The organism is Vibrio sp. L5-1 (assembly GCF_021728315.1).
Classification (GTDB): Bacteria; Pseudomonadota; Gammaproteobacteria; order Enterobacterales; family Vibrionaceae; genus Vibrio; species Vibrio splendidus_K.
Map to the genome: position 1 here is coordinate 537,503 of NZ_JAKKCQ010000001.1, position 15,304 is coordinate 552,806.

At 44.1% G+C, this 15,304-nt stretch carries 11 protein-coding genes; 6 read left to right on the forward strand and 5 right to left on the reverse strand.

Going from position 1 to position 15,304, the window contains the following annotated elements; all coding sequences use genetic code 11:
* Positions 1–4: 4 nt before the first annotated feature.
* Positions 5–1,069: an HlyD family secretion protein gene (locus L3V35_RS02205; protein WP_237288768.1), complete on the reverse strand. Its 1,065-nt coding sequence runs from the start codon at positions 1,067–1,069 to the stop codon at positions 5–7.
* A gap of 98 nt (positions 1,070–1,167) precedes the next feature.
* On the opposite strand from L3V35_RS02205, the gene L3V35_RS02210 reads away from it, so the two are divergent.
* Positions 1,168–2,046: a LysR family transcriptional regulator gene (locus L3V35_RS02210; RefSeq protein WP_017075439.1), complete on the forward strand. Its 879-nt coding sequence runs from the start codon at positions 1,168–1,170 to the stop codon at positions 2,044–2,046.
* Positions 2,047–2,217: 171 nt separating this feature from the next.
* On the opposite strand, the gene L3V35_RS02215 is transcribed toward L3V35_RS02210, so the two are convergent.
* Complete coding sequence (locus tag L3V35_RS02215; protein ID WP_017075438.1) at positions 2,218–3,222, reverse strand: sugar-binding transcriptional regulator; 1,005 nt, start codon at positions 3,220–3,222, stop codon at positions 2,218–2,220.
* Positions 3,223–3,681: 459 nt separating this feature from the next.
* On the opposite strand from L3V35_RS02215, the gene tal reads away from it, so the two are divergent.
* Positions 3,682–4,632: a transaldolase gene (gene tal, locus L3V35_RS02220; protein ID WP_029224345.1), complete on the forward strand. Its 951-nt coding sequence runs from the start codon at positions 3,682–3,684 to the stop codon at positions 4,630–4,632.
* A gap of 90 nt (positions 4,633–4,722) precedes the next feature.
* Positions 4,723–6,714 (forward strand): transketolase, encoded by a 1,992-nt coding sequence (tkt, locus tag L3V35_RS02225; RefSeq protein WP_237298235.1) that lies wholly within the window; start codon positions 4,723–4,725, stop codon positions 6,712–6,714.
* Positions 6,715–6,893: 179 nt separating this feature from the next.
* On the opposite strand, the gene L3V35_RS02230 is transcribed toward tkt, so the two are convergent.
* The gene (locus L3V35_RS02230) at positions 6,894–8,456 is read right to left on the reverse strand and encodes a PAS domain-containing methyl-accepting chemotaxis protein (protein ID WP_237298236.1); all 1,563 of its coding nucleotides are present in this window, start codon (positions 8,454–8,456) and stop codon (positions 6,894–6,896) included.
* Positions 8,457–8,633: 177 nt separating this feature from the next.
* A complete protein-coding gene (locus L3V35_RS02235) occupies positions 8,634–9,101 on the reverse strand; it encodes an Lrp/AsnC family transcriptional regulator (protein WP_017086398.1) in 468 nt (155 codons plus the stop codon).
* A 153-nt stretch (positions 9,102–9,254) separates the two neighbouring features.
* On the opposite strand from L3V35_RS02235, the gene L3V35_RS02240 reads away from it, so the two are divergent.
* From L3V35_RS02240 to L3V35_RS02250, 3 genes are all read left to right on the forward strand, one after another.
* Positions 9,255–10,220 (forward strand): hypothetical protein, encoded by a 966-nt coding sequence (locus tag L3V35_RS02240; protein ID WP_215945768.1) that lies wholly within the window; start codon positions 9,255–9,257, stop codon positions 10,218–10,220.
* Positions 10,221–10,719: 499 nt separating this feature from the next.
* Positions 10,720–11,037: a hypothetical protein gene (locus L3V35_RS02245; RefSeq protein ID WP_237298237.1), complete on the forward strand. Its 318-nt coding sequence runs from the start codon at positions 10,720–10,722 to the stop codon at positions 11,035–11,037.
* 55 nt (positions 11,038–11,092) lie between these two features.
* The gene (locus L3V35_RS02250) at positions 11,093–13,849 is read left to right on the forward strand and encodes an immune inhibitor A domain-containing protein (protein WP_237298238.1); all 2,757 of its coding nucleotides are present in this window, start codon (positions 11,093–11,095) and stop codon (positions 13,847–13,849) included.
* A 274-nt stretch (positions 13,850–14,123) separates the two neighbouring features.
* On the opposite strand, the gene L3V35_RS02255 is transcribed toward L3V35_RS02250, so the two are convergent.
* Positions 14,124–15,299, reverse strand: coding sequence for an MFS transporter (locus L3V35_RS02255; protein ID WP_146456332.1), 1,176 nt, complete (start codon positions 15,297–15,299; stop codon positions 14,124–14,126).
* Positions 15,300–15,304: the final 5 nt, after the last annotated feature.

Genomic DNA, 15,304 nt, shown 5'->3' on the forward strand with positions numbered 1-15,304 from the left:
CCGCCTAATAGATGAAATGAAACCAACTAATCAAACGGATACGCGTTTTTGCTACGAATCGCCAAAAACGGTTGTCGTTTGAATATAAAGCAAGCGTTGCGCGCGAACCTACGAATAACGGGCTTGGCAGTGCATCATCGCTTTGTAGGTTAATTCGAGTGCGCTGTGCATCTCGTACCCAACGGTTGTTCCCTTCAATCTGAGTCAAAGTACCATTTGGATTTTGGTGTCCAGAAGCGACACCTAAGTCTCGACTCGCTACGCTGTAGTCAAAGATCTTCCCGGGATGAGCATCAAACGTAACCAGCGCTCGATAACGTTCTTGTACGTGAGCGACTGACTTTTCTCTGAAGTCTGCAGCGACCCACATAGAACCGTCAGAGATTAAGGTAATCAGCGGCATATTCGCGTTCGCCATTGCGCCAACTTCTAAACGCAAGTTAGTCACTACCCCCGCACTTTGTGAACGTACCGTCGTATTAGTCAAATCAAGCTTTGCTTGTCTTACACGGTTTTCAGCTAACAAGACATCTGTTGTTGGTATACCCGGCTCTCCTAAGCGCGCAACTAAAGTACCAAGATGATGTTGCTCAATTTCAAGAACTGAACTTGCCACTTGATACTGCTTGAACACATTATCCAAATTCGATTTTGATACGGCTTGGCTCTTAGCAAGCTCAGCAACTCGTTGGTAATCTGCACGCGCGTTTTCGTAGCCTGCTTCAGCTCTGGAGATACTGGCCATCGCCATCTTCTTTTGAGCGTATAGAGATCTTTCCTGCTCTTGAGCTGCTTTCAATGCGAGTTCAGCTTGCTCTAGTGCTATAACATATTTACCAGGGTCAAGAACAAACAAGATATCGTCCTTTTCTACCGCTTCGTTGTTTTTGACGAGGACTTCTGTGACCCTGCTAGTCACTTCAGGCGCGACTTGCACAACTTGACCATAAACACGTCCCTCTGTCGTAAAAGGAGCTCGACGATCAGCGACAATTAAATACACAAACGAGACAATAAACACGCTACCCAAAATTTTCATGACGCGTTGAAATACTTGCTTTTGCTGCATGATTTATCCTAAGCCTAAAGATTTTGTGCAATTATAGTCATAACAAGGTCATTCTGGTATGCTCATAAAAAGCCCCCATTTGAGCTAAAAATAGGACAATGAAAGCAAATTTTGACGATATCCGACTTTTTTCACAAGTCGTACTTCATGGCGGAATAAGTGCTGCAGCTAAAGCAAACGATATGCAGCGTTCCAAGGTTAGTCGTCGCCTAAAAGCTTTAGAATTTTCGTTGGGTTCAGAGTTGCTTATTCGCACGACACGCAATATTGAATTGACAGAATCTGGGAGACATTTTTACGAATTGGTGGCTAAGCAGGTTTATCATATCGAACAAGGAGTAGAAGCTTTACAGGAGAGCCAGAGAGATTTTAATGGTCTTTTACGTCTTGCGATTCCTTCGGCTTTGATGAGCTCAAGCATCTTTAACTCAACTATTGATGACTACTCAGCACAATTTCCCAACGTACAAATAGAAATTGAAAATCACCAAGACAGTGTAGATTTAAAACGATATGGTTTTGATCTACAAATACTACCTAATGTTGTTGAAGTCATTGATGATAGTTATATTCAGTTTAACTTACTGCAGTACGGATCTCGGCTCGTAGCGACCAAAAAATACCTAGAATCTCACCCATTCTGTGATACGTTAAATGACCTGAAACTCCATCGTATTTTATCCAATAGATACAGTGCAGACTTTCTTGATAAGTCCATTAAAATACACTTAAAATCTGATGATCTAAACCTCTTACTCAAGTTAGCCTTACAACACCGCGGTATTGCTTTTCTACCTGATATATACCTGACACGTTCGGTTGACGATTCGAGCCTAGTATATGTATTACCCGATGTTGTTTTCCCAAAATTGAGCTTAACTATGCTCTACCCGTCTGCCAATTCTTTATCAAAAAAGACCCGTTCCTTTATCGACTTATTCAAGCTCAATTTAGAACAGAGTATTTCAATAGGTTAGAGGTCACCCTGACTATAATAAAGTTAATTTTATCAGTGATTTACATCTAAATTATAAGCAGAAATGCAAAACGGGAACCTAGATAGATTCCCGTTTTAGTAACGAATGAAGCTCATTTTCGTAAGAACAACAAGGGATAGGACAATAAAGTATATCTCCTTTGTCTTCTCTTTAGTTTTTATCAATCAGTTCAACATGCTTCATTTGCTCATCCAAGTTAAGTACCGTTAAAGCATTACTTACACTAGTTGCAATCACATCCACCACGCCTGTTCTTAGAGCACCTAATAAAGCTAATGGCTTACTGTTCTCGGCAGCGATGGCGATTACATCAGCGATAGGGCGGAACTCTTCCAAGGCTAAACCAATCACACGGTCACTCATTACTGTATTTGCAGCTTTTCCGTGAACGTCGAAAAAGTCATAACCCGCAAAGTCACCGACGACACCTTGTAGTAAACGAGACTGTACTACCTCACCCGCCGTAAACCAACCTAGGTCGACCATATAGCTGTTTTCACTCATATCACCGATACCGACTAAAGCGACATCCGCTTTACGAGCTAGATCGAGTGTTTGCTTAACAGTACTGTTTTCCATGAACGCGGATTTTTGTGCTTTGTTTTCAGCATAAGCAGGCGCGTATAAGGTTTCAGAAGATCCGCCGTACTTTTTCGCTAGTTGTCTGCATATATGGTCGGCGTTAAACATACCGCCTCTTGGGTGAATACCGCCGATACCGCATACGAATTTACAGTCACGTGGGGTAATTACGCCAGTATGGTGAGCAACAGACGATACGTTTCGACCTTGTCCTACTGTCACCACCATGCCGTTTTTCAGTGTACTGGTAAGATAGTTAGACACCAAACCAGCAACCTGTAACCGCTGCTTCTCTTCATTCGGTTGGTCTAGTGCAACCAATGCACGCTTAACACCAAATCGTTCGATCAAACGTTGTTCTATCTTCGCGCTGAATACTGGGTGGTATTTCACGGTGATCTCGACAATCCCTTCATCGCGGGCTTGCTTGAGCATTCGACCAACCTTTGCACGAGAGATAGAGAACTTTTTAGAGATCTCTTCCTGGGTGGCACCATCTTGATAGTAAGCAACGGCTACTTCAGTGAGGAGATCAGTGTTTTCTTCGGAAACATCTTGGATATTCTTACTCATATACCACTCAACTAATATTTAACAATTATTTTACCTGCTGTACTTCCTAATATAGGAGAGCTCAGTAAGTGATGCACAAGCTTACACCCTGAACATATGTAACAACAAGGAACATTTACTCAGCATCATAACCATAGTTTCGTTGTTGATTAATTCACCTCACTTTGTCTGTTAAACGTTTGCTTGCATACCCCATGATTACTAGAGCGAAATATATTTGACTGAAGTCACCATACAGCACTATTTACCGTTGACTTTGGGGCTAGATCGGATAAATATGGATACATCATTTACTCATCGAGCGAACAAATGTTCTGTGCAAATGTTCGTTCGGAGAAAAATTTAAATTAATGTAAGTTAGGCTCACTGGTACAACCATGAGGAACTTCATTAGTTCGCTTGCAAATGCCCACACCTCTCCCATTAAAGGGGTGTTCTGCGATACATAGGATGATCAAAATGAGCAATAAATTAGAGCAACTTCGTAAACTAACAACTGTTGTAGCTGACACTGGCGATATCGAAGCTATCAGCAAGTACACTCCGGAAGATGCAACAACTAACCCATCTCTAATTCTTAAAGCCGCTCAAATTGCTGAGTACGCACCTCTAATCGATGCTTCTATCGAATACGCTAAAGCGCAAAGCGCTGATAAAGCACAACAAGTTCAAGACACTTGTGACATGCTTAACGTGAACATCGGTAAAGAAATCCTTAACGTTGTACCTGGCCGTATCTCTACTGAAGTAGATGCTCGTCTTTCTTACGACATGGAAGGCAGCGTTGCTAAAGCTCGTCAACTTATCAAAATGTACAACGACGCTGGCATCACTAACGACCGCATCCTTATCAAACTGGCTTCTACTTGGGAAGGCATCCGTGCTGCTGAAATCCTAGAGAAAGAAGGCATCAACTGTAACCTAACGCTTCTATTCTCTTTCGCTCAAGCTCGTGCTTGTGCTGAAGCGGGTGTATTCCTAATCTCTCCTTTCGTTGGTCGCATCATGGACTGGTACAAAGCGAAAGAAGGTCGCGATTTCGAAGCTTCAGAAGATCCAGGCGTAATCTCTGTTTCAGACATCTACAACTACTACAAAGAGCACGGTTACAAGACTGTTGTTATGGGCGCAAGCTTCCGTAACATCGGTGAGATCCTTGAACTTGCTGGCTGTGACCGTCTAACTATCGCTCCTCAACTTCTAGCTGACCTAGAAGCAGCTGAAGGCGAAGTAGTAGAGAAGCTAATCGACTCTAACGGTACTAAAGAGCGTCCTGCTGCAATGACTCACGCTGAGTTCCTATGGGATCACAACCAAGACCCAATGGCTGTAGAGAAGCTAGCTGAAGGCATCCGCAACTTCGCCGTTGACCAAGGCAAACTAGAAGACATGATCGCAGCTAAGCTGTAATCACTACCGAATAAATAAGAGGAACGAATTTCGTTCCTCTTTTACATCTATCCACGAATTTTTAATTTCGAATCAATTTTGGAAGCAATTATGAACCGCAAACATCTAGCTAACGCGATCCGTGCTCTAAGCATGGACGGCGTACAACAAGCAAACTCTGGTCACCCTGGCGCACCTATGGGTATGGCTGACATCGCTGAAGTACTTTGGCGCTCTCACCTAAACCACAACCCGTCAAACCCAGAATGGGCTGACCGCGACCGTTTTATTCTGTCTAACGGGCATGGTTCAATGTTGATTTACTCTCTGCTTCATCTTGCAGGTTACGAGCTTTCAATTGAAGACCTTAAGAACTTCCGTCAACTGCACTCTAAGACTCCTGGTCACCCAGAGTACGGCTACGCACCAGGTATAGAAACAACGACTGGTCCTCTAGGTCAAGGCATCACTAACGCTGTTGGTATGGCGATGGCTGAGAAAGCGCTAGCAGCACAGTTCAACAAAGAAGGCCACGACATCGTAGACCACTACACTTATGCATTCATGGGTGATGGCTGTCTGATGGAAGGTATTTCTCACGAAGCATGTTCTCTAGCAGGTACGCTAGGTCTTGGTAAGCTGGTTGCTTTCTGGGATGACAACGGCATCTCTATCGATGGCGAAGTTGAAGGTTGGTTCTCTGACGATACGCCTAAGCGTTTTGAAGCTTACGGCTGGCACGTAATCCCAGCAGTTGATGGTCACGATGCTGACGCTATCAACGCAGCTATCGAAGCAGCTAAAGCGGATCCTCGTCCTACTCTAATCTGTACTAAAACTGTAATCGGCTTTGGTTCTCCAAACAAAGCAGGTACGCACGACTGTCACGGTGCACCATTAGGCGCTGATGAAATCGCAGCAACTCGTAAGCAACTAGGTTGGGAGCACGGTCCTTTTGAAATTCCGTCGGAAGTTTACTCAGAGTGGGATGCGAAAGAAGCAGGCGCAGCTAAGGAAGCAGCGTGGAACGAGAAACTTGCAGCTTATGAAGCAGCATACCCTGAGCTGGCAGCTGAATTCAAACGCCGCGTAAACGGTGATCTTCCTGCTGAATGGGAAGAGAAAGCATCGGCAATCATCGCTGATCTTCAAGCTAACCCAGCAAACATCGCATCACGTAAAGCATCTCAAAATGCACTAGAAGCTTTCGGTGCTATGCTACCTGAATTCATGGGCGGCTCTGCTGACCTTGCGCCTTCTAACCTGACTATGTGGTCTGGTTCTAAGCCTCTTGAAGCAAATGACTTCTCTGGTAACTACATCCACTACGGTGTACGTGAATTCGGTATGACGGCTATCATGAACGGTATCGCTCTGCACGGTGGTTTCGTACCATACGGCGCAACGTTCCTAATGTTCATGGAATACGCACGTAACGCAATGCGTATGGCTGCTCTGATGAAGACTCAGAACATCCAAGTTTACACGCACGATTCTATCGGCCTAGGCGAAGATGGTCCTACTCACCAACCGGTTGAGCAGATCGCATCTCTACGTCTGACTCCAAACATGAGCACATGGCGCCCATGTGACCAAGTTGAGTCTGCTGTTGCTTGGAAACTGGCAATCGAGCGTAAAGATGGTCCTTCTGCACTTATCTTCTCTCGTCAAAACCTTGCACAACAAAATCGTGACGCTGAGCAAGTAGCAAACATCGCTAAGGGTGGTTACATCCTGAAAGATTGTGCTGGCAAGCCAGAGCTAATCATCATTGCAACGGGTTCTGAAGTTGAGCTAGCGGTTAGCGCTGCTGCTGAACTAACAGCTGAAGGTAAAGCGGTACGCGTAGTCTCTATGCCTGCAACTGACGCATTCGACAAGCAAGACGCTGAATACCGTGAGTCTGTGCTTCCAGCTGACGTAACAGCACGTATCGCAGTAGAAGCTGGCATCGCTGACTTCTGGTACAAGTACGTTGGTTTCGGTGGCAAGATCATCGGCATGACAACGTTCGGCGAATCTGCACCAGCGGGCGAGCTATTCAAGATGTTCGGTTTCACTACTGAAAACGTAGTAAACACAGCAAAAGAGATTCTTGCTTAGTCTTGATTAAATTGCCTCACCCTTAAATGGGTTGATGCATACTGAAAGCCCCGTATAAAAATGCGGGGCTTTTTTGTATCTGTTGGCTGTTATCTGTTATCTGTTCTTTTAGCTCACAAAAAAGCCCTGCAAATTTCGCAAGGCTTTCTCTTATCTCTCATTCAGCTTGTCTTTAACGGTTATTTCTCTTCGAAGCGCTTCGCCAAGTGATAGAACTCATTCACTTGCTCTTTTAGCTCAGAGGAGTGATCTTTCACGGAATGCGTTGCCACTAAGTTTTGCTCGGCGGTCGACGCGATAGACTGCATATGCAGGTTTACATCACTCGATAACTGACGCTGTTTATGCGCGGAGCTTTCAACCGACTGCATCAAATCGTTCATCGATTGCATTAAGGTTTCGACTTCAGACAAGCGCTCTGCACTCACCTTCGCCACATCCCCACACGCGTCCGTTTGCTCTCGGTTCGCCAGAATATCCTTTTGCCAGCCTTCAATCGTCGCTAGCATGGTGTCGATACTCTCTTTGATCTGAACCGTCGCCTTTGACGTGCGACCCGATAGTGCACGTACTTCGTCGGCAACAACGGCAAAGCCTCGTCCTTGCTCGCCCGCTCTAGCCGCTTCAATTGCTGCATTTAGTGCCAATAAGTTGGTCTGTTCGGCGATTCCACCAATCTCTTCCATTATCTTGCTTACGCTCTGCGCTTGGTCGCTCAATTGGTAAGTCGTTTGAGTCGCCTTTTCAGCCTGTGAAGCTAAGCTTTCTAAATTTCGATGGGTTTGATTAATACTCTCTTTAGCGCCAGCACAGGTTTGCAAAGTCACATCAACAATCTGGTGCGCTTCTTCTGTACGAGAAGAGACCTCATTCGCGGTTACTTCAACCTCTTCAGTCGCCTCTCGTACTTGAAGGATGTCTTTTGTTTGTTGGTCTAAGGCTTCTGATACTTCAAATGACGTGGCATTCAGGTTGTCCGCCAAATCCTGCAGTGGCTTGGCTGAGTCTGTCATGCGACCTAGTACCGTGCGGATTCTTGCAGACAATAATTTTAAGTGAAAATCGGCAACAGAGAACTGACTATTGCCTGAATAGACAAGGCGACTGACACTATCGAATTTAGATTGCAGCTTTTTTAACTGCAATGGAGTATCAATGAGCTCTTGTCGGAAAAGCAATGCTAATGCGGAAACAGGAAGTAAGCTCAATAACCATTGCGATACTTGCCCTACTTCGATTAGGTTTGAAATCAAAGGGGCTGCTAAAGAACCGAGTAACACTGCGTAACGAACACTGTCACTGATCTGTAACGACCATTGACGCCCCGACTTCTCAGCCTTCAATAAGCTTTGGTAAGCCTTATCCGCGACTTGTACCCATTCGTTTTTAGGCTTAACACGAACCGATTGGTAGCCACTCACCTTCCCGCCATCATAAATAGGGGTAACGTAAGCATCAACCCAGTAGTAACCACCAGATTGGGTTTTATTTTTTACGATACCGCGCCACGCTTTACCCTGCTTTAGGTTAACCCACATATCGGCAAAAGCCGCTTTGGGCATATCATTGTGCCTCACGATATTGTGATGTTGCCCTAGCAATTCTTGTTGGCTGTATTCTGCGATGCGACAAAAAGCATCATTACTGTAAGTAATCACACCTTTAAGGTCGGTAGTCGAGACAAGTTGTTCGTTTTCGCTTAGAAGCGTTTCACGAGATTGAGAAGATGAACTGACAGTCATTTATATTAACTTTTGTTAATTATTGTTTTAGGCGAGGAATATATACAATTATTAAAGTTATGACAAAATGTGAACGTCACATTTTATGTAAATGCCTGCTATTTATACAAAAATACGCCTGACACCTCACAAAGCTCAGAGCTTCACGTCTTTTCTCTTCTCTTCTCAAATTAGCGGTCATGACTCATCTAAGTTAACTGCAGTGGTAAATTTCACGGTTCTCATAGAAACAGAGGTATGGAACTTGCGAATGTTTAAATCTTTGCGCAGTACTCGTTCAACAAAATCTTCGTAGGCTTGAATGTCTTTGACCGTGACAATCAACATGAAGTCAAAACTGCCCGATATCTGATAGCACTGCGTGACCTCTGACGCCTTAGAAATAGAATGGCGAAAGATCTGATAAATATCCCCTCGGTCTCGTTCCATTTCTACGGACACAACCAAAGTCATCTTACTGCCTGTAAGTTCTGGGTTGATGATAGACACATCACTCACAATCACGCCTTCCTCTCTCAATCGTTTCACTCGCTTTAAGCAAGCCGGAGGCGATAACCCAACCATCTCAGCCAATGTGAGGTTTGGGATTCGGTTGTTCTTCTGCAGTTCAACGAGAATATTCCTATCTATACGATCAATTTCCATAATTTCTCAAAGCTCTAATTTCGTGACCAATAATTTCGAATACTACGACAAATAAAAAATTGGAGTCGAATATTGATATAGATTTTGAAATAACCATCACAATAATCAAGGTAAGATCTTCTCATTCCAAACAATCGAACCATGGTCGTAACTATGAAATCAATCTATCAATTTTTTAAAGAACTCCTCAGAGAGATTTTCGATGTCACCTCGACTCTTTTCCGAATCATGATTCCAATCATCATCGTGATAAAGGTCGTTGAAGAACTTGGCGGCGTCGTGATTCTTAGCGAATGGCTAAGCCCAATAATGCAAAGCGTCGGATTACCGAAAGAAATGGGCTTGGTATGGGCAACAACCATACTCACTAACATCTATGCGGGACTGATTATTCTTATTAATTCCGATGCTCCCTTAACGGTTGCTCAAGCCTCGGTTTTAGGCAGCATGATGCTACTAGCGCATTCATTACCGATTGAGGGTGCAATAGCTAAAAAGGCGGGTGTGAGTTGGCTGGCTACCCTATCAGTGAGAGTCGGTGGTAGCTTGGTGCTGGCATGGTTACTCAATCTCAGTTATCAATACGGGGATTTGCTCAACTACCCAGCAACCGTGCTTTGGCAGCCTGAAGTATCTGGAGACACTAGCTATCTTGGATGGGCTATTGAGCAGCTAAAGAGCTTTGCCGTTATCTTCATCGTGATATCAGCACTATTACTGCTACTCAAGATCTTAAAGATTCTAGGCGTTGAAAAGCTCATGGCAATATTGTTAAGACCATTCTTGAGACTACTCGGAATCAGCAAGGACGCGACTAACCTAACCATTATTGGAATCACGCTTGGTCTTTCGTTTGGCGGCGGCTTATTGATCAATGAAGCTAAAAAGGGACATATCTCGGCGAGGGATGTATTCACTGCAATCATGCTGCTCAATCTACTCCACAGTTTGATTGAAGATACACTTTTGATCATGTTAATTGGGGCTGATTTTTACACCATATTTTGGGGAAGGTTAGTATTCTCAGTGCTGGTTATCGCCTTAATATCAAACGTCATTAAGCGCATGAATCCACGTACTTGTGAACGTTATTTTTATCGTGATGTCTCTCAGTCATAAGTAAATCGCCAACGAGAATAAAAGGAAAAGAGCTCAAATACGGGCTCTTTTTTACGACTTGGTGCTCCTATCACCTCCACTATTGTTAAATTTCACGCCCTTGAAACACTGAAAATCATTCTCAACACCCCAATTATTGATATTTAGAGTGAAAATAATTTCAGTATGGGTATTTACTAAACACTCAATTATTAAATGCAATTTTTAAACACCGATAATAAAAACGTATCTTATTATTTATCACCCCACACCTTGTATAAAGCGGTCTCAAGATAATAAACACTTACCAACCAATGTTATTAAAAATCCAAACTATCAGCTATTCATTCAACAAAACCCATTAAATAGCTGACAATAAAATAAATAACCATCCTTATTTGATATTAACTCTTAATGTTGAAACCGGAACGAATAATGATTTGTAATGATTATTCATTTGATTGGTTAATTTTATAAATATATTTTGTTACATAATCAAAACTGATGGCTTGATATAAGAATGTCACACAAAACAATGGCTTTAATGGTTCTCATTTTTTCCTCACTGTCACAGGCTTCCACTATTGAGAACGACGAACTATTGCTGAAGTCATTGATTGAACGAGGCGTTATCTGTCCTAGCTTAACCTATGAGGGCAATCAAGAAGCTTTGCGTATCTATCTAAACGCCAAGAAAGTAAAGAGCACTCCGTTTGATTCAAAAAATAGAAAAGAGACAACCAATACAAAAGAGATAGAAAGTACGAAACATACAGCAAACACACGTCAGTTAAATAAGACACCACAAGAGTGTATTAGGCCAGACTCGGACAACTGATTCGAATAAGGCAGTTGATACTGATATCGACATGGAAATATAAAAAGGAAATACAATGAAAATGATGAGAAAAACATTGTTGGCTTCAGCAATGCTTACTCTATTTAGCGTCAGTAGTTATGCAAAAACACCTATTGATTTAGGCGTTGTTAATGAAGACAAACTCATTGAAATGCTAGTTAGACAAGGCTTAGTCGACCAAGATGCAACCGATGTGGCAAAACACGACGCACTTGACCGTTACTTAAAAAATAAGATCAATTCCGGTTTTAAAGGCGACGCTCAATTCGGTAAAAAAGCACTTGAGCAACGAGCGAAAATACTCAAAGCCATTGAGAAAGGATCTGGCGTTAAAAAGGCCAGCGTCTTTGCTTTGGAAGTCGGCACCAAGCGTACCGATAAAGTACTGGCTCTATTGGTGGATTTCCCTGATTTGAACTGGGATGACAACAAGCTGACCGAAGAGCACACCCAAATGCTCTACGAGAGCTACAACCCAGAACATTATCAAGAGTTGCTGTTTTCAAACTCTGGCTACACAGGGCCAAACGGCGAAAACCTAATCTCGATGCGTCAGTATTACCAAAGCGAATCGGGTGACAGTTACAGCGTTGCAGGTCAAGCTGCTGGTTGGTATCGCGCCTCTAAGCCTGCGTCTTTCTATGGTGGTAACTCCCCGACGACCGACAACGATCTCAACGCACAAGAACTGGTTCGCGAAGCGTTGAATCAACTGGCTCAAGATCCTAGCATCAACCTAGCCGATTACGATATTGAAGATCGTTACGATTACGATGGTGACGGAAACTTCCGTGAACCCGATGGTGTAATTGATCACTTAATGGTATTCCACGCATCTGTTGGCGAAGAAGCCGGTGGTGGCGTATTAGGCCCTGATGCTATCTGGTCTCACCGATTCAACCTTGGTCGCACACATGTGCTTGAAGGTACCTCTAGCTCTCTTCCCGACCGCTTTGGTGGCCAATACGCGGCCTTTGATTACACCATTCAACCGATTGATGCCGCAGCCGGTGTCTGTGCTCACGAATATGGCCATGATTTAGGCTTACCAGACGAGTACGACACGCAATACACAGGCAAAGGTGAACCGATTTCTTACTGGTCAATCATGTCTTCAGGCAGCTGGGCTGGCAAAATTGGTGGCACACAACCAACGGCATTCAGCTCTTGGGCAAAGCACTTCCTACAAAAATCGATTGGTGGTCGCTGGGTTAACGATGATCAAATCTCGATTGATGACCTAGAAGACAACCCACAAGTTTATACACTGTTCCAAACAACGGATAACAGCCGTCCGAACATGATTAAGGTCGATCTTCCTGAAAAGCAAATTGAAAGTCTGAAACCCTTTGAGGGAGAGTATTCATTCCACTCTCAAAAAGGCGATGACCTGAAAAACAGCATGACACGCAAGTTGGTGATTCCAGCCGGTGATTCTGCATTGCTTTCGTTCAAAACGTGGTATGAAATTGAGAAAGACTACGACTTCGCTCGCGTGCTTGTGAATGGACAAGCGATAGCTGGCAACATCACCTCAATGGATGACCCATACAATACTGGCCTCGTTCCTGCTATTGGCGGCGAATCTGGCGGGTGGATTGACGCTGAGTTTGACGTTTCACAATGGGTAGGCCAAGAAGTAGAACTGTCATTTGAGTACATCACCGATGGTGGCTTAGCGATGGAAGGCTTCTATTTGGATAACCTCAGTGTGGTCGTGGATGGTGAAGTCACCTCAATAGACGATGGTGAAAGCAACTCCACCTTCGCCCTAAATGGCTACAAGCTGAGCAATGGATTCCACCAAGCGCAACACTACTACCTGCTGCAATGGCGTAGCCACATGGATGTTGATGAAGGCCTAGCCAACATCAAACGTATGGGGCAACTTATCTCATTCGATCCGGGTTTGATCATTTGGTACGTAGACGAGTCACTGACTGATAACTGGGTAGGCAAACACCCAGGTGAAGGTTGGTTAGGTGTGGTCGATGCAGACCAGAATGCCATGACTTGGGAAAAATCTGGTGAAGTCGCTCAAACTCGTTACCAAGTTCGTGATGCTGCGTTCTCACTCAAAGATCATACCCCAATGCGTCTTGTGAACAGCGACAATGATGTACTTGAAGATACCAGTTTGCTTGGTAACGCTAGCTTCTCTGACGACCAAGACTACACGTCTCCTCAAGCGCCTGATTCAGGACGTATCCTGACGGAGTTTGGTTTAGCCGTTGATATTGTGAATCAGAGTGACAACAACGAATACGGCGTGGTTCGCTTATCGAAAGTAAGCCAACACAACGTCACCCCTACTGCGAACTTTGAGCTCAATGTTACTGGCCTGAACGTTTCTGCACGTAACTTCAGTTCTGATCAAGACGGTGAGATCGCAAGTTATCTATGGGACTTTGGCAACGGCACAACAAGTAACGAAGTGGCACCAACTTGGTCTTACGAGCAAGCCGGTGAATACACGGTGAACTTGACTGTTGTCGACGACAAAGGCGCTACCGATTCATTTAGCTCCGTAGTGAGTGTTGAATCTCCAAACGCCCTTCCAGAAGCGAGTGCAAAGTACATTCACTTGGGTCGTTGGGTAACCATGTGGTCTACAAGTTCAGACAGCGATGGTCGTATTGTTGATACCGAGTGGACACTTCCAAACGGAAAGGTGAAACGAGGTCGCACATTCACTTCTATCTTCCCTTCATACGGAAAGCACGAGGTGACTCTGAAGATAATCGATGACCAAGGTGGGATTACGACTAAGACAATTTTGGTCGACCTGTAGCTCATCTTGGGTCTTAGGTCTTAGGTCTTAGGTCTTAGGTTTTAAACGATAGACCATCAAAATAAGTACGCGGCTCTATCACACGTACTTACAAGCAAGCTTAAGCACTGTTGTCTTCGAGCATGAGCCAAGACAGCAGTTTTAAGGAAACGTTATTATTTAAGCCGTAAGCAAAAGCCCTACCGATTTGGTAGGGCTTTTTATTGGTCGCAGTTCGAGATACTAGGGTTCTAATCACAGTAACGAATTTACTGAACCACTATTCGATGAGCCATTACACAGGCTGCTTTTGAATACGCGATTTACGAGCACTAAATGCGAACAGCAAGATAACAGCTAACACGAATGGTAATACGTAGATATTAAGGTTCTGCCACCCTGCTGTCGATTCTAGCCAGCCAGAGAGCATCGCTGTAATAGTCACACAGCCAAAGACAATAAATTCATTAAACGCTTGTGCCTTAGCTTTATTCTGCGATTGGTAGGACTGACTAAACAAACCTGTTGCCGCGATAAACATGAAGTTCCAACCCACACCAAGCACAACCAAGGCCGCTCTGAAGTGCCAAATAGATTCTCCATGAATGTTAATCGCGATACAGACGACGAACAGAATCCCGCCCGCCAAGATCATCATTCTTGAGCCAAACCTCTCGATAAGTGATCCGGTAAAAAATGCAGGTACAAACATCCCCAACACGTGCCACTCAATCACGCCAGCAGCTTTAGTAAAGTCAAAACCACAGCCAATCATTGCCAATGGCGTTGCAGTCATCAAAATGTTCATTACAGCGTAAGCAACCATGGCCGCAAAGACCGCACCAATAAAGTTCGGTGCTTTAACGATCACACCTAAAGGATCGGCTTTGGGAGCCTGACTATTAAAAGAGGCTTTAGGAAACTGAATGGTTTGTAAGATGAGTAACGCAAGAATATTCAACCCAATCAAAGAAGCAAAAGCACCAATGTACAAGCCATCTGCTGACCATTGTTGAGACATGATCGCTAAGTTAGGCCCGAGTACTGCAGCAAGAACGCCACCAGCCATCGATATTGAAATCGCACGGTGGCGTGCATTTTCATCACACACTTCGATAGCAGCGAAACGATAAAGCGTACCAAAACCAATACCTATCCCAAGTAAGAACGTGGCGAAACAAAACAGATAGAAATTTTGCTGAGATAAAGCGTAAGTTGCAAGGCTCGCCCCTGTAATGCCAACCACATTACCGATACTGAACCCTCGTTTTCGTCCTAATTTTCCTGAAATTAAAGATGCAGGAATAGTGGCTGCCATTAAACCCAAAAACTGCAGTGCTACCGGCAAGGTAATCATGCTGACACTAGGGGCGATCTGTTTACCTATCAAACCAATCACCGAGATCAACAATATGTTACCCGTCATCAATAAGGCCTGACACAGTGAGAGCAGCCAAACATTTCTATTCATCTTCG